Origin of the sequence: Limibacter armeniacum (assembly GCF_036880985.1) — a bacterium.
GTDB classification, from domain to species: domain Bacteria; phylum Bacteroidota; class Bacteroidia; order Cytophagales; family Flammeovirgaceae; genus Limibacter; species Limibacter armeniacum.
Genome location: NZ_JBAJNO010000008.1, coordinates 1,467,157 through 1,482,558, shown reverse-complemented (window position 1 = coordinate 1,482,558; position 15,402 = coordinate 1,467,157). Strand labels below are relative to the sequence as shown.

General features: G+C 38.2%; 14 protein-coding genes. 4 read left to right on the top strand and 10 right to left on the bottom strand.

Annotated elements, in window-relative coordinates; translation table 11 throughout:
• The first annotated feature begins 220 nt into the window (after positions 1–220).
• Both V6R21_RS12135 and V6R21_RS12130 read left to right on the top strand, forming a co-directional pair.
• The gene (locus tag V6R21_RS12135; protein WP_334243880.1) at positions 221–508 is read left to right on the top strand and encodes a hypothetical protein; all 288 of its coding nucleotides are present in this window, start codon (positions 221–223) and stop codon (positions 506–508) included.
• Positions 509–820: 312 nt separating this feature from the next.
• Positions 821–2,155 carry a sensor histidine kinase gene (locus V6R21_RS12130; RefSeq protein ID WP_334243879.1) on the top strand — a complete coding sequence of 445 codons (1,335 nt, stop codon included), beginning with the start codon at positions 821–823 and terminating at the stop codon, positions 2,153–2,155.
• A gap of 52 nt (positions 2,156–2,207) precedes the next feature.
• Here the strand turns inward: V6R21_RS12130 and V6R21_RS12125 are convergent, their stop codons facing one another.
• The 5 genes from V6R21_RS12125 to hutG all read right to left on the bottom strand — a co-directional run bounded on the left by V6R21_RS12125 (position 2,208) and on the right by hutG (position 9,293).
• Positions 2,208–4,268, bottom strand: coding sequence for a GAF domain-containing protein (locus V6R21_RS12125; protein WP_334243878.1), 2,061 nt, complete (start codon positions 4,266–4,268; stop codon positions 2,208–2,210).
• A 239-nt stretch (positions 4,269–4,507) separates the two neighbouring features.
• Positions 4,508–5,851, bottom strand: coding sequence for an MFS transporter (locus V6R21_RS12120; RefSeq protein ID WP_334243877.1), 1,344 nt, complete (start codon positions 5,849–5,851; stop codon positions 4,508–4,510).
• A 352-nt stretch (positions 5,852–6,203) separates the two neighbouring features.
• Positions 6,204–6,866 (bottom strand): uracil-DNA glycosylase, encoded by a 663-nt coding sequence (gene ung / locus V6R21_RS12115; protein ID WP_334243876.1) that lies wholly within the window; start codon positions 6,864–6,866, stop codon positions 6,204–6,206.
• A gap of 10 nt (positions 6,867–6,876) precedes the next feature.
• Positions 6,877–8,202, bottom strand: a complete 1,326-nt coding sequence (locus V6R21_RS12110) for an MFS transporter (protein ID WP_334243875.1) — start codon at positions 8,200–8,202, stop codon at positions 6,877–6,879.
• A 95-nt stretch (positions 8,203–8,297) separates the two neighbouring features.
• Complete coding sequence (hutG, locus tag V6R21_RS12105; protein ID WP_334243874.1) at positions 8,298–9,293, bottom strand: formimidoylglutamase; 996 nt, start codon at positions 9,291–9,293, stop codon at positions 8,298–8,300.
• 170 nt (positions 9,294–9,463) lie between these two features.
• Between hutG and V6R21_RS12100 the strand changes: the two genes are divergently transcribed.
• Both V6R21_RS12100 and V6R21_RS12095 read left to right on the top strand, forming a co-directional pair.
• Positions 9,464–10,006 carry a flavodoxin family protein gene (locus V6R21_RS12100; protein WP_334243873.1) on the top strand — a complete coding sequence of 181 codons (543 nt, stop codon included), beginning with the start codon at positions 9,464–9,466 and terminating at the stop codon, positions 10,004–10,006.
• Positions 10,007–10,093: 87 nt separating this feature from the next.
• Positions 10,094–10,297, top strand: coding sequence for a hypothetical protein (locus V6R21_RS12095; RefSeq protein WP_334243872.1), 204 nt, complete (start codon positions 10,094–10,096; stop codon positions 10,295–10,297).
• 81 nt (positions 10,298–10,378) lie between these two features.
• Here V6R21_RS12095 and V6R21_RS12090 read toward each other — a convergent pair whose 3' ends face one another.
• From V6R21_RS12090 to V6R21_RS12070, 5 genes are all read right to left on the bottom strand, one after another.
• Complete coding sequence (locus V6R21_RS12090; protein ID WP_334243871.1) at positions 10,379–11,311, bottom strand: hypothetical protein; 933 nt, start codon at positions 11,309–11,311, stop codon at positions 10,379–10,381.
• Between the two features lie 325 nt (positions 11,312–11,636).
• Positions 11,637–12,206 (bottom strand): hypothetical protein, encoded by a 570-nt coding sequence (locus tag V6R21_RS12085; protein ID WP_334243870.1) that lies wholly within the window; start codon positions 12,204–12,206, stop codon positions 11,637–11,639.
• 115 nt (positions 12,207–12,321) lie between these two features.
• Positions 12,322–13,191, bottom strand: a complete 870-nt coding sequence (locus V6R21_RS12080) for a hypothetical protein (protein ID WP_334243869.1) — start codon at positions 13,189–13,191, stop codon at positions 12,322–12,324.
• A 346-nt stretch (positions 13,192–13,537) separates the two neighbouring features.
• Positions 13,538–14,284: a tetratricopeptide repeat protein gene (locus V6R21_RS12075; protein ID WP_334243868.1), complete on the bottom strand. Its 747-nt coding sequence runs from the start codon at positions 14,282–14,284 to the stop codon at positions 13,538–13,540.
• Positions 14,285–14,348: 64 nt separating this feature from the next.
• Positions 14,349–15,308 (bottom strand): prephenate dehydrogenase/arogenate dehydrogenase family protein, encoded by a 960-nt coding sequence (locus V6R21_RS12070; protein ID WP_334243867.1) that lies wholly within the window; start codon positions 15,306–15,308, stop codon positions 14,349–14,351.
• Positions 15,309–15,402: the final 94 nt, after the last annotated feature.

The following is a 15,402-nucleotide window of genomic DNA, read 5'->3' as shown; positions in this document are numbered from 1 at the left end:
ATGGACCATACCATATCACTGTACATTGTTCAACCTTATAATTGGGAATAAAATTCAAAAGTAAATGGTCTTGAGTTCCTCTACCGTTAGCAGCAAAACAATAACAGTAGGAAAAGTCCCTCAAATTGGATAATTTAAGGAACAACCACTAAGACGAAGCATCAGCCCTGCTGATAAATCTACCTTTCAAAAACTACACATTCACCAAATTACTACTACTATGGGATATATGGGATTTGGAATGAACAAAGGCAACCAACAACAGAAGCCTCATACATTTTTTGCTACAGCCAAAGACACGATCATGGCCAAAAGGCCTCAAAAAGTGCGTAAAATAGAAGTCAACCAACTGAATATTGCCGAAAAAATCATGATCAAGAGTCGTGTTAAAACTGAAAATGCACACCAGAACCTCAATATGGTAAAAGCATTGGCTGTTTCGACGGTAATTGGGTCAGGCTTGTTTTATGTAATCCAATGGGCTGTAATGGAAGTGTTTTTTAAGTAGTGTTAAAAATATAGCGTAAACAATAGCTAATAACTGCGAATAAATCTTCTTCTTACAAACTTCATCACATCACTGTCTGTTTGTTTTTTTGTGAATCAGTCAAGCATGATACTTTGGAATCATTCACAAATGCGTTTTGTGAATGTCCGTTACATAAAGTTAAATTGACTACACAATCTTACTTTTGAATCTGAATTTAACCGGCAATAACTGATGTGCTCATTGGACTACCTCGCCCTACTTTGAGGTATTATGTCTGGTGAATTCTATTGTTTACCTGTTTTGGCATTCTGTCAAGCAACTTCATATTCCATGCACAGATATATTCTGACTACACTGTTAATATGTTTTTTTTACAGTAACCTGTGTGCGCAAGGAAGTAGGATCATTGAGGAAGATGCTGAGATGTTTCAGCCTTATGTAACCCTTGATGATTCTTCTAAACTGAATAACTTAAACTCACTTAAGACATTAAGTGAGTACTACGCACTAAAAGGGGACTACAAAAATGCCTATAAATATAGGGTTCTGTTTGAAAATGCTTTTTCAAAGCTGAGTATGACAGACGTCAACAATTTGTTGCTGTCTCAAAAACAGGCACTCAAGCAACAACTTAAGCATGCAGAACTTCAGATTTCACATAAGAATGAGCAGATAAAAAAAGAAGCTACCAAAAAGCAATATGCGGTAAAGGCTGTTGAGATTCTGCTTGCATTGGGAATTATCAGCATCATCAGCTTCCTGCTTTATGGATACAGTAAAAAGAGTAAACACAACCGTGTGCTACGTGAACTGAATCGTAATATCCTTGAGAGTGAGCAAAAAATAGCTGCACAGGCTGCGGCACTCCAAAAGGTCAATGAACATATCTCTGATTCCAATCTTCAACTTGAAAAGACTGTAAAGTCAAAAACAGAAGCACTGGCCATGACCAATCAGGAGCTGGATAGGTTCCTGTATAAAGCATCTCACGACCTACAAGGTCCTGTGGCTACTCTTACGGGATTATGTCAGGTAGCCTCCATGATTGACCATACAACTGAAAGCAAGGATATTATTGATCGTATCAACAATATCGCTGGCAATATGGGTGAGCAGCTACAAAAATTGAGACGTATTCATGATATCCAATACTCACAAAGCACAGCCGCTATAGTTGACTTGTCTGATGTTTATCAATCTGTCAGTCAAAGACTGAAGGAGCGTATCTCAAACAGCGGTATCCAGATCACTACCAATTTCTCTGAAGGGTCACAAACCAATTCCATTCGGCTTATGCTTGAAGTAATTATGTTTAACCTTTTGGAAAATGCGTTGGTATTCAAATCTGATAAGAAACCACAAGTCTATATCAAGTCTTTCAAAAGAGGAGATGTCCTGATTCTCAAAGTAGAAGATAACGGTATCGGAATTTCCGCTGACCTTGGAAGTCAAGTTTTTGAGATGTTCTTCAAAGGTTCTGAAGTATCTGAAGGACATGGTCTAGGCTTGTATATGGTGCAAAAAGCGATCTCAAGAATTCAGGGTGACATCCACTACAGGAGTGAAAATGGCTATACCACATTTGAAGTGGTCATTCCAGATTTGCCTAAAAGCTCTTTTACTGAGACGGTTTCCCAAGAGCATAAGCTGTGTTTACAGCACTAATCAAAAAAGCTTCGAAGTATATATTTCGAAGCTTTTTTGTTTTAGATAGCATTTAGTCCTCTTCTTCATTCTCATTCCTTCTATACATTCCCAGTGCCTCTTCTAGCCTTACCTGCAATGCTTTTTTCTCTTCTTGACAGATTCCCAATTCATGGGTTTTATCTGCCAGTTCTTGAGAACTTCTTATGTAAAGGATTGCTTTCTTATCCCCTTTCTCCACATAAGCATTGATATATACTATTACGGGATCCTGAGAATAATCAAGCCTGATCATCTGTGAAAATATCATTGAGGTTTGTTCAAAGGAAAAGTCTGTCTCCAATTTCAGGAGTTTAGCCAAATGATTTTCGATCAATTCATTTTTCTTGTAACCCGTTTGCTGAAGCAAGGTATTATTTACTTTCTCGATTTTCTGCTCATCATTTATAATGAGTATTCCATCAGGTGAACCTTCAACAATCGCATCCAGCCTAAGCTTCATCATGGCAATATTTTCTTCAGACTCCCTTGCTGCCTCATTCATCTTTTCAAGCATGTCCAACTGCTGCTTCATTTCTTCTTCTTGTGCTTTCAGCTCATTGGTCAGGTTAACAGCATCGTTATAAAGCTTTTTCAGCTTTGTCCCATCTTCCAAATGCAACAAGTCAGAAGCTAAGCCAGTTGCCAGTTCCTTCATAAAATCTATCTTTCTTTTATCAAATTCATAATCAAACGAAGCCAACTCTATAATACCCATTACATATCCATTCAAGGTCAAAGGTACAATCAATAGACTTCTGGGTTTATCATTTCCTAGTCCAGAACGGATTTCAAGATAGTTCTCAGGAACTTCATTCAAATGTATTACTTCCTTTTCAAGCCATGCCTCTCCCAACAAGCCCTCACCTCTCTTGAAAGTCTGCTGTACTTCTTTCTCCCTACCAAAAGCATAACTTCCTATTCTCATCATATAAGGCTCGTCTCCTTCATACTGTCCTTCTTCCACAAAATAAATGGCACCTTGGGTCACATTCAGGAACTTGACCAATTCCAAAATCACCAAACGTCCCAACTGATGCATATCACTTATATCAGACCTGAGCAAAGCTGTGAATTTACCAAGCCCCTCATTTCTCCATATTCGGTACTGATCGTTTTCATAATTAGAAATAAATTGTTCACTGGTCTTGAGTAACAATTGCATCAAGTAATCTCCCGAAAAGTCCTTATGGTATTTATAATAATCATACCGCTCTTTAATAAACTCTCGTCTGTTAAAAGCTTCCACAAAGGCTGTAACCCCTCTCAACTTACCTCCCAAAGTGTTTACAGCTTCTATTGTCCTGTTTAATTCCAGAATACCTAAATCCGGTTGATGATCACTATATTCCCCTTTAGCAAACTGTATGGCAACACCTGTCAGCTTACGTAATGCATTGACCACTTTACTCTTTATTAGCCATGACCCAAATATGATTGCCAAAACATTCAACACCAGAATACAAACCAACACTCGCTTTTCTTCACTGACCTTACGCTCTCTCAGTACTTCTAAAGATTCGGCAAATTGGGCATCACGATGCTGCATATCTTCAACATGATTACCTATGTACTCAATACTCTTTTGAACAAGTGGGTTCTTTACTTTTACCATTTTCATCATCTGTACAGAATCCGACTTTTGGGAATAGTCAATATTCAAGTCAAATACTTGTTGCTCCAGAAAAAAGGGCTCTTCCAATATATTTTTCATATGATGACTAAATAATGCCCATTTTTTATCCACCTGATTCAAGTAAAGCATCTGCACATCTTTTACTTCACTCAAACCACTTCCATCTGAAGTCTCCCCTCCATTTTTCAACAGCTTTATTACTAAATCATGCTCACTAAAAGCCTCCAAAGCAGCCTTCTTTGCCTCTAGGTTTTCCTTGTCTGCATACAAGCATGCATACAGAACCATTTCCTGAGTAAGTAATGTATTCTGGTTGGCCAACTTGATTACATTGGTCAAATCAGGGTTTAAGGTATTCAAGCTAAAAATGGCAAACAGGTTCGCCAACATTAATCCTGTCCCACCTATTATCAATAATTTATAAAGTGAGAGTTTTCCTAATTGGGTTTTCTTTAGCATGAGCATTCAGGTTACTATAATCAGGTAAGTGAAAGGTCTTTTGAATGGTCAGAGACATCCAGTATTCTGGGGAGTTGAAGTAGTAAAGGTTTTATAGTAGTCTTTAATAAATATAAAAGAATTCGTGATTTTCTAACTATAATCTAATGCCTTCTTAAGGTAAATGATATTTGCAGTCAATAAAAAAGCCCTTCAGCGCTATTTGCACTGAAGGGCTTTACAATATCAACTACGATCAATTAAGCTGTTGTTTTATCTTCCTTTACAAAGGTGACAGCCACAGATCCCAATATCATACATACACCAGCGAATGCCAGTAGCAGAATTGCCTGATTATCGAACAGCGCTATCAGCGAACCACCAAATAACCCTGCAATGATTTGAGGACCTGCAATGGTAAAGTTGAAAATACCCATATATAAACCCATCTTATCCGAAGGCAACACACCAGACAGGATTGCATATGGCATAGCCAAAATCGCAGCCCATGCAACACCTACTCCCGCCATCGAGAGGAAGAGCATATTCTTATCTGTAAAGATCATCATGGAGATCAGTCCTAAACCTCCCAAAGCCAATGACAAACTGTATACAAACTTACGGCTAGTCATTTCTGCCAACTTAGGCATTACTAAAGAGAAAATCGCTGCAAAGAAACTGTATGCACCGAAAATTACCCCAGTCCAGTTACCTGCTTCATTAAAGGCTGCTGAAGTAGCATCTCCTGGTTCTGTCCCCCAAATATGTTGTGCAATAGCAGGAGTTGTATACACCCACATGATATATAAAGCCACCCAAGAGAAAAACTGTACCACCGCCAATTGCATCATGGTCTTCGGCGTACCAGCCAACGTTTTGAAGAAGCTCTCTTTTTCTTGTTTTTGTTCCTCTGTTTTCTCTACCGGATTGTATTTAAAGTATTCTTCTGGTGGATATTCTTTTGTTCTAAATGAAGTCCAGATAACTGACAGAATCAATGCAGAACCACCAATGTAGAATGACCAAATTACTGAGTCAGGAATCTTTTCACCTGCTGCAGGCTCATTGGCTACACCAAACTGCGTCAAGATAAAAGGTAATAATGACCCTACTACTGCACCTGTATTGATCAGGAAACTTTGTACAGAATAACCCAAGTTTCTTTGAGATGCCGGTACCATATCCCCTACCAATGCACGGAAAGGCTGCATGGTAATATTAAAGGATGCATCCATAATCAACAGCATCAGTGCGCCAAAGAACATGGCGGGCATTATGGCTGTAAAAATCTCGGAGTTGGGCATCAGGAACATTGCTATAGTAGCACAGATAGCTCCTGCCAAGATGAATGGAATTCTTCGACCCAATTTAGTCCAAGTGGTATCACTGGCTGCCCCTACGATAGGCTGAATGATGATTCCGGCAACTGGAGCTGCCAACCAAAAGAAACCTAGATGATGTACGTCTGCTCCTAATGCTTGCAGAATACGGCTTACATTACCGTTCTGAAGCGCAAACCCGAACTGCACTCCCAAAAAGCCGAAACTCAGGTTCCAGATCTGCCAGAAGCTAAGTGTTGGCTTTTGTACTTTAGTTATTTCCATACTAGTTTAGAACAATAGTGAATTGTTATATAATGTCTTCGATTTATACAATCTTACTAAAAAATGGTGATTGAAAGATGATCTTCCTCATTAAATGGAAAGAAAAACGTCTAGGCAACATTTATAAGCATAACAATATAAAACGCAATCGGTTGCAGAGTTTCACCAAATAAAACACTTTACCTTTTAACCAACCGACATCATAATTGAAATGATAGTTTTGCATGAAAGGTTCAATGTCTACCTTATGAAATCATTTATTGTACTATTCTAATAATTACCTAAAGGCATAAAAAAAGTCCTTGTGACTATAAACACAAGGACTCTTTGAAACTGCTCTGAAGCTAATTTTTTACCACTCAATTGGTTCCTTACCCTGCTGTTGCAGGTATTCATTGGCCTTAGAAAAATGTCCGTTACCGAAGAATCCTCTATGTGCGGAAAGTGGTGATGGGTGTGGCGATTTCAAAACCAAATGCTTCTTTGTATCAATTATGGCACCTTTCTTTTGGGCATAAGAACCCCAAAGAATAAAAACCACCCCTTCCTTCTCATCAGACACCTTCTTGATCACAGCATCTGTAAACTCCTCCCATCCCTTTTTTTGATGAGAGCCTGCCTTATGAGCTTCCACAGTCAAGGTAGCATTCAGAAGTAATACACCTTGATCTGCCCAACGTTCGAGGTTACCTGTATCAGGAATTGGCTTACCCAAGTCCTGTGCGATCTCTTTAAAGATATTTTGAAGCGATGGTGGATACTGCACCCCATCATTGACAGAGAAGCACAACCCATTGGCCTGACCTGGTCCATGATAAGGGTCTTGCCCCAGTATCACTACCTTGACATTGTCAAAGGTACAGCGGTCAAACGCATTAAAAATAAGTTTACCGGGAGGGTAAATCGTATTATTCGTATACGCTCCCTTTACAAAGTTTGTAAGCTGCTGAAAATAAGGTTTGTCAAATTCAGTTTGGAGTTTTCCTTTCCAAGAGTCTTCTATTTTGACGTCCATCTTTCTTTGTTTATGATTTAGTTATTTCCAATTTCTGGTCTACTGCTGACTTATTTGATAAGGGCATTTTGAAGCGGAATATGGCGATCAATCCTATAATGAAAAATACGCCCAATGATAGTGCAGAGTAGCGCATACTTCCATACAAGTACTCCATCAATCCAAAGCTGAAAGTACCAATTACCACTGATAGCTTATCTGCCACATCATAGAAACTAAAATAAGAGGTGGTATCGATCGTACCATCAGGAATCAGCTTGGAGTAGGTTGATCTAGAAAGTGACTGAATACCTCCCATTACTAGTCCAACCGCTACAGCTAAAGTATAGAACTGCATTTCAGTGTAAGTATAAAAGGCTCCAATACAGATCAGTACCCAAGAGAATATCATGATAGCAATAGCGCTTTTATTACCTATTTTCTTAGATAGCCAAGCAAAGAAGTAAGCTCCTGCAATTGCAACAATCTGAAGCAAAAGCACTGTTACAATCAGTTTCACACTACTCAGATGAAGCTCTTTCTCTCCAAAATTAGCCGCTAATAGCATAACGGTCTGTACCCCCATATTGTAAAAGAAGAAAGAAACCAGAAAACGCTTGATCGGTTTATGGTACTTAAGGCTACTGAAAACCTTTCTCAATTCTTCATACCCTCTACTGATCAGTTTATAGTTCCTTCTCTTTTTGTCTTTGGAGTCACTTGGTAAGTAGTATAAAGCGATCTGTGCAAATCCTAACCACCAGACACCTACAGTCAGAAATGAGAGTCTGACTGCCAAATCCTTGTCGATGCCTATAATATCAGGAAACTCAATAAAGGCAAAGCAAACAATCAGGTGGATCACACTTCCTATATAACCCATTGAAAAGCCCTTGGCAGACAGTACATCGTATCTATCTTCAGTTGCTATCTCAGGTAAATAAGCATTGTAAAACACCAATGACCCTGCATACCCTATACTCGCCAATACACTTAATATTATTCCATACTCAATATTGGCCCCATGAAAAAAGAATAAGCCCAAACACGACAAGGAACCTATCAACACAAAAATCTGAAGCATTCTCTTTTTCACCCCTCCTGTATCAGCCATTCCTGAAAGCAGAGGAGACAAACTCGCTATAAGTAAAAATGAAAAAGCGATTGAATAAGAGAATAAAACCGTGTTCTCAATAGAAAAACCAAAGAATTCAACCCTGTCACCATTGAAAGCTTCCCTTGTGGAAACATTGTAATAAATGGGAAAGATAGTAGAGGTAATTACCAAAGAGTAAACGGAATTTGCCCAGTCATAAGAACACCAGGCATTGAGTACTTTTTTGTTGTTCAGTTCCATATCATGATAGTTAATAAAGGCCTCAGTAATACCTGAAGCCTATGGTATTGACCTGAAGGCTTATCTCATCACCTTACAGATCACTTGGTTACGTATTACAGACTGTTTACAATATCAAACACCATTGAAGCTGCCAATTTAGCCGTTCTATGGTCTGTATCATATTTTGGGTTCAGTTCTGCTATATCAGTTGAGATTACTTTCTCTGATTTGTGAATTTTCTTGAACGACTTTACAAACAAAGCATCCGGTGTTATGCCATTATAGGCTGGAGCACTTACACCAGGTGCATATGCTGCAGAAAATACATCCAGACAGTTTGTATTATAGACAAAGTCAACACTATTAATAAAATCACTTATTTTCTGGAAGATAAGTGTACGGTCTGCTGCATTGAATTTCCTTCCAGCCACGTACTCCACACCCAACTCTTCAGCAACATTGAACAGCTTCTTTGTATTACTGTTTTTCTGAATGCCTAACACCAAATACCTGAAGTCTTCTCCTTCTTTCTGCATATCACGGGCAATCTGAAGAAACGGCGTTCCTGAAGAACCTCTTCCATTTTCTAACTCTCTTAGGTCAAAATGTGCATCAAAATTAATGATGCCCAGCTTCTTACCTGGATGTACCTCCTTAATATACTGCTTCAGTCCAAGGTAATGTCCATATGCCACCTCATGACCTCCACCAAATACAAGTGGTTTATACCCTGCCAACAATACTTTTGCTACAGCTTTACCAAGTGTTGCCTGAGCTTCTTCTAACCCTTCTCCAATACAAACAATATTTCCACCATCCAGCAGCTTTACATTTTCAGGAAAATGAACGGGCAGATTCATACAAGATTTTCTTAGGTCATAAGGGCCATCAATCGCCCCAAGCCTGCCTTTGTTTCTGCGGACACCTTCCTCAGACATAAAGCCAATGATAACAATCCCTTTTTCATCTTCCTTCAAAACTGGCAAGTCAGCCTCAAGCAAATTAACTGTCTCAATTACCTGATGCCATCTTGCATCCTCACGACTTGTACCGTCAATTCTTCCGTCCCAAAATTTGCGGTCTGTAGATTGGTAGTTATTATTTTTCATAAGTTGATTCACATTGGAAAATAAAGTCCCATCAAGCACATTCTTCCCTCAAAAATACAATGCGTATGGCACTATAATAATAGCCGTCCAATAACCATAAAAAATTTTTTTCAAACAAATTATCCTAAAAGTCCATTACTCATTATATAATTCACGATTACACTTATACCATGAACAACTCAAAAACTAAAGCCATCATCATACTTGGAAGTGCTAGGTCAGATGGTAACACCAGTAAAATTACTTCCTATATCTCGGAGAAGTTCAATATTGAAATTATAGACTTACTGGAAGCTAATATTGGATTCTTTGACTACAACTTCCATAATCAACACGATGATTTTCTCAGTATTGCTGAAAAGATGCTTGACCATCAACTGATTATTTTTGCAACTCCTGTATACTGGTATTCCATGAGTGGAGTGATGAAAAACTTCTTTGACCGTTTTACAGACCTATTGTTACTCAAAAAAGATTTAGGTAAGAAATTTCATGGAAAAGATATGTTTATTGTCAGCTGTGGTTCTTCAGAAACCCCTATTGAAGGCTTCTTTATGCCATTTGAAAAAACTTCCGAATACCTTAAAATGAACTATAAAGGAGGAGTTCATACGTGGTTCGACAAGCAACATGAAACAATTCCTCTAAAAGCAAAAAGACAATTAGAAAAACTAATTAGACTATTAGAAGAAAAAGTTCCCGAAATATTATAATAAAAGATAAGCAGGCGAACGATGTATACAAGTGTGGTGTTTATGAATTGAAAACCAAGCTACTTCCATAAACCCCTTCTAATAATCATGAGAAAAATCTTGACCATTCTCGCCTCAACTGCTTTAGTTTACTTAGCTTCCTGTGCAAACCCTCACTACCAACGTGTAGCTAACAGGTATCAAATTCAACAGGCCATGCACAGTCAGTTTTCGGACGCTTGTAACCTCTATGATAACTTTGAGAAACAGCGTCCCCGTGTAACTAAAAAGAAACCTTACCAAAAAGACTAAATATTTCACATTAAAAAACCCCACCCATAGTAATTAAATCACTATTGGTGGGGTATATTTTTTAAAAGTCAACAGTTGCTTCTATTGTGCTGTTTCTTCAACGTCTGTTCTTGAAACAACTTTATAATCAATAGTTGCCACATTATTTCCTGCTGCAAAGACTAAATCAATAAACTTCACAGCACTGTATTCATCATCAGACTTTTTAATCAAAATATATCTGGCTACAAAGTTAGCATCAGATGCGATATCGATACTGGCTACTTTATCACCATCGTTATAAGCCGTTTCTGCATTCCCGAAGCTTTCTTCATCTGCTCCACTGATACTGTTATAGGTAGCTTCATCTATTTCTACCAAATCCGACTCCGCTTCAAATGTCCCAAACCTACCATCATTTGCTGTCGGATTAGAAATGTATTGTAAGCCTGCGTCTGAATTTTCGTTGGCCCCATCACTTTGGCTTGCTCCTGTATAAGTTAGTGTCACATCAGTACTTTCTTCAAAGCCATACTCTACTGTGACCACTTCTGGTACAGTATATACCACACTATCTTCTCTGCTTCCTTCGCCATCAGTCAGCGTAAAGATATATACAATTCTAAGATCTGAAGAAGCCTGAGCTTCACTGAAGGTTTCATTTCCGATTACTTCATTAAAAGTATAAGTCACCTGACGGTTATTGATAAATTCATACTCGTCCCCGTCTCGTAAATCTTCCAACTCATCATCAGACCCTGATGTGTCAGTAATATCTGGGTACATCTTTATTTCAACTGATGTTCCATCTATCACTCTTGAGATTGTAAATTCCTCCAAATTCCTGTCAGAGCTGGACATTTCGATATCAATACTGATATTATCTCCCGGTGAGACTTCCGTATTGTTGGCTGGTGTTGCATCTGTAGTCAGTGATAAAGTGTTGGATGAGGGTAAAGGGTCGCTATCATCGTCACATGAAGACATTAGGCCTGCGAACAGAATCGCAAGAAAATAAAATGCAAACTTTTTCATAGGTATGAAAACTGGTTTTAGTGATTGGATTGATTCAAGTGAATGCGCTAATTATCAGTCATATTTGGGTTAACTGACTGTAACAGTGGGTAAATTAAAGAAGAAAGTTAATTAGCTGTTAATCAATCAATACAAAAGGGGAGAATTCCTTTATTATCTCATATAGATAGTTGCTTTCTTACTATACACATATGACATAGCAAAAGTTGAACGAGTGTAATTCATAGATAAAAGAGAAACTCAACCAGCTATCCTATCACAAGTATGCCACCTAATGACAACTTGTTGTAAATAATGTTACAAACGATACACTTAATCTAAAATACTAGTTTCTAGCTACTAACCAGATCAAAGACACACTACCTCCCCAATAGTTTGTACCGCCTGCGTTATACACACTTCCAACAGATGAGAATACGCTCGCTTTAGCTGCCAAGAATTTGTAAAACTGGTACCCTACTCCAACGGATGTCTTCCCAATCCACTCCTTTACAGTACCATCTTCGATTTCAATCGGAAATGGCTCTCCTGAATTCTTATCATACCCTTCAATTGTCATTGATTGCGTATAAACTGCTTCAGCTTCCAGCTCCACAAAAAATGGTTTCTTAAACGGTTCCAAACGGACTGTTATCGGAACACCTATTTCTCTTCTATTATAGTCCATCTCCGCCTGCATAAATCCAAAAGACACCTCTCCTTCTGCATTTAACTCTGCCCAAGATAAACCAGCTCCTAACTTAAGCTTTGGGGTCAACTCTCTAAAAAGCTTTACGCTTCCCCTATACCCTAACTTAGGATCAGTTTCAAAGTTCCCATGGTAAGTTGACATATTACCGCTGACCTCCACCTCTCCATGCCACTTCTGTGCATATGAAGCTATGGTTGTCAACAAAAAAACTAACAGTATTACAGACCTTTTCATACTTCCTTTTAACAAAAACATCCCGACTGAAAAGCATATTCAGTCGGGATTAATATTATTGAATAATTACTAGTCTATCTAATAATTACTGTACCATAGCATAAGATACATAGAAACCATCAGCGTTTCCACCTGAAGCATAGTCATGGAAGTTCAAAACAATATACTTACCACTAGACAATTTAGTCAAGTAAGTTACTTCTTCGAATGCGTTGTCACCTTTCACTTTGAATGATGTCGCTTTATCACCAGCTTCAGCTGTAGCCAAATCAGCAATATTTGTTGGGTTACCTTCACCGTCATCACCGATGTAATCAGCAGCAGTAACTGCTACAAATTCGTTTGCTTCAGTACCTTCAAATACACCTTCAAAGTATGCTCCGTTACCTCCAAGTACTACTTTAGCGAATCTCAGACCCAAAGTAGGAATCTCTTCTTTGTTTGCAAGTGCAAATTCACCTGCATCACTAACTACCAATTCTTTTTCATCAATTACAATTTCTTCAGTTGAAGTAGTGAACTCTACTGATAAAGTTTTTTCACCAACACCGTCCTTTGCTGTAAAGTTAAATGTGATGTCACCGTTTTCTACCATATCATCTGTAATCAACTGTCTGAAAGTATAGTTGAAATTTCTTGCGCCATCGATTTTATCCAATTCGTCATCTTTTCTAAGGCCTTTACCTTGGAAAATTGACGATAGACCAGAAACTGCAATTTCAGTCTCTTCGATTCCAGAACCAGAAATGATAAAGTCTTTAACTTTGTCTTCGTTGGTTACATTCAGGATGATCGAGATCTCTTGACCAGCCTTAACTTCCTTACCTAACTCAGGGTTTCTTGAAGTCACTGAAATATTGATAGTCTCAGACTCAGGCAATACTTCATCCTCTGTACAAGCTGTCATCAATCCAGCAAAGATAAGTGCAAGAAAATAAGTTGTGTACTTTCTCATAAATTTGGTTTTTTAATAAAAAATTGTGGTTTAATAATTTCTATTTTGATTTTGAAATAGAATAAGGTGAACACGCTAATATAAGCGCGCCATATTGTTAAGACTGTCGTCTACCCTATTAATATTGAATGCTACTTTTTATTGTGATCCTTCAAAAATGTTTTAGCCAGTTGTAATATCTCTCTCAATTAAAATGCCACATCTAAGTTTTTAAGAGTAAATAACTTTTTGCTGCATCGTAATGAAAAGACAAACAAAAGTGCAAAAAAGACAAAAGGATACGTTCAAAAACGTATCCTTTATATGTTAAATTCCCTTAAATAAAAATCAAGACAATGAAACTGTGCTACTTAAGTTTGAACCCATTCAGGATAAATTTCACAAACTCTCTGAACATCTCCTTATTCGTCAAAACCTCTTTAACCACATGCACATAATCCTTTGCTTTTGGTGGTGCTGTCTCAACTTGTACTGTCTTAGTTTGCTGAATGTTTGCTGTAGCTGATTTTGATGCAGTGACCTCTTTTTCTTTTCTCCACTCTTTCAGCATCTCATCCAAATCCGGTCGTTCAAGTTGCTCATCATCCTTTCGCACAAGGTCATCAGCTTTCTTAAAACGTTTCTGAGCAGCTTCCACTCTTCCTGCTTGCTCTTCCAGCATGCCTAAATTGTTCAGCGAAATAGCATCCTCTGGATCTAACTCCAATGCTTTCTTGTAATCTTCCATCGCACCAGCCACATCCTTGATATGCGCCTTAATAAAGGCTCTACTAGAATATCTGTATGGATTATTGGGTTCCAATTCCTGTGCCCTATCAAAATCAGTCAATGATTCATGGCTTTTACCTGACATATGTGTCACTACTCCTTTATGACTCCATGCATCAGCACTTTGAGGTGCAATCTTTAATGCCAAGCCTATATCTGACAAGGCACCTTCAAAATCCATCAACCTATACTTAGCTGCCGAACGGTTATAGTAGGCTTCAAAGTGACGTGGAGAACGCTTGATTGCCTTGTCAAAGTAACCGATTGCTTCTTGATATTTCTCCTGCTGACACAACTCCAGTGCCTTTTGGTATTCACTGTTCATCTTGATTACAATAATTTTTCATACTTGGCTGAATACGAATCCAACAGACAAGCTTCTAATTTTCTCAGTTCTTTTTCTCCAAATATTCTCCCAGCTGTTCAATCAGGTGTGTAGACACTTCCATATCACTTTTATTGGATGCAAAGTAAGGCTGCATATCCTCTATATACTTGATAAACCCTTCTTTATCCCGTGTCTGAATCAAATCAAACAACCTATTCATTTCATCTCTGAATATCCTTACAACTTCAAATACAAATTCATTGTTCATCTGAATTTCAGCATAAAGCCTTGGGTTCTGCAAAACATACCGAGTAAAGAAAATAATAAATATCCTGTAAGGTGGAGATGCTACCTGTTTAATGTCTTCGAATTCACTTTCAAAGCGAGCAAGGGTTTTCGCACTGACAAATACATTGAAGTGATTCAATCCCTGAACAACTCCCATCAATTTGTCATGGCGCAAATATGGTAGGTTATAAACCTGAGCATGGTCTTCAAGGAAAAATTCCTTTAGCTCTTCAACAATTCCTTCGGCAATTCTGTCAGAATGGTTAAACAAAATTACCTGTCCGGTCAGGGAATGGATTCTTGGCCCAAACATTGGGTGTATAGAACAGAATGCAGTCTCAATATCAGGATACTGTTGTTTGAGCGATTCGTATTTTTCGATCACAAACTTCTTGACAGAGCAAATTTCTATGAGTGTCTTCCCTTGAAGGTATGGGTAGACTTCTTCCATTACCGTTTCCATTGCGGAAATGGGAACACATAAGAAAACTACATCTGCAAATTCCAACAGCTCCTTATTAGAAGGCAACTCGGAATATTCGTCTGCTGAAGTGAACTTTACTTCGATCTTCTTTTCCTTTAAGTGACCTACTAACCAACTCCCCAACCCTTGACTGCCACCGATTACACCTACTTTTTGTCCTTGAAGTGCCAAGATTTCTACTTTAAAATTATAATTTTGTATCTCTGGAATATCCACTTGCTCAAAAAGAGAGATATAGGCTAGACCCATTTATTTTCTCTCTAGAGAAACATCACAGCAAGGAGACATGTTATTTCCTTAGTGTTTGCTCCTTTTACATTTTCCATATATTTGGAATTGGCAA

Bases quoted from the DNA above. Each gene is read 5' to 3' on its own strand.
- V6R21_RS12135 (WP_334243880.1), top strand. From the start codon at position 221: ATGGGATATATGGGATTTGGAATGAACAAAGGCAACCAACAACAGAAG.
- V6R21_RS12130 (WP_334243879.1), top strand. From the start codon at position 821: ATGCACAGATATATTCTGACTACACTGTTAATATGTTTTTTTTACAGT.
- V6R21_RS12125 (WP_334243878.1), bottom strand. From the start codon at position 4,268: ATGCTAAAGAAAACCCAATTAGGAAAACTCTCACTTTATAAATTATTG.
- V6R21_RS12120 (WP_334243877.1), bottom strand. From the start codon at position 5,851: ATGGAAATAACTAAAGTACAAAAGCCAACACTTAGCTTCTGGCAGATC.
- ung (WP_334243876.1), bottom strand. From the start codon at position 6,866: ATGGACGTCAAAATAGAAGACTCTTGGAAAGGAAAACTCCAAACTGAA.
- V6R21_RS12110 (WP_334243875.1), bottom strand. From the start codon at position 8,202: ATGGAACTGAACAACAAAAAAGTACTCAATGCCTGGTGTTCTTATGAC.
- hutG (WP_334243874.1), bottom strand. From the start codon at position 9,293: ATGAAAAATAATAACTACCAATCTACAGACCGCAAATTTTGGGACGGA.
- V6R21_RS12100 (WP_334243873.1), top strand. From the start codon at position 9,464: ATGAACAACTCAAAAACTAAAGCCATCATCATACTTGGAAGTGCTAGG.
- V6R21_RS12095 (WP_334243872.1), top strand. From the start codon at position 10,094: ATGAGAAAAATCTTGACCATTCTCGCCTCAACTGCTTTAGTTTACTTA.
- V6R21_RS12090 (WP_334243871.1), bottom strand. From the start codon at position 11,311: ATGAAAAAGTTTGCATTTTATTTTCTTGCGATTCTGTTCGCAGGCCTA.
- V6R21_RS12080 (WP_334243869.1), bottom strand. From the start codon at position 13,191: ATGAGAAAGTACACAACTTATTTTCTTGCACTTATCTTTGCTGGATTG.
- V6R21_RS12075 (WP_334243868.1), bottom strand. From the start codon at position 14,284: ATGAACAGTGAATACCAAAAGGCACTGGAGTTGTGTCAGCAGGAGAAA.
- V6R21_RS12070 (WP_334243867.1), bottom strand. From the start codon at position 15,308: ATGGGTCTAGCCTATATCTCTCTTTTTGAGCAAGTGGATATTCCAGAG.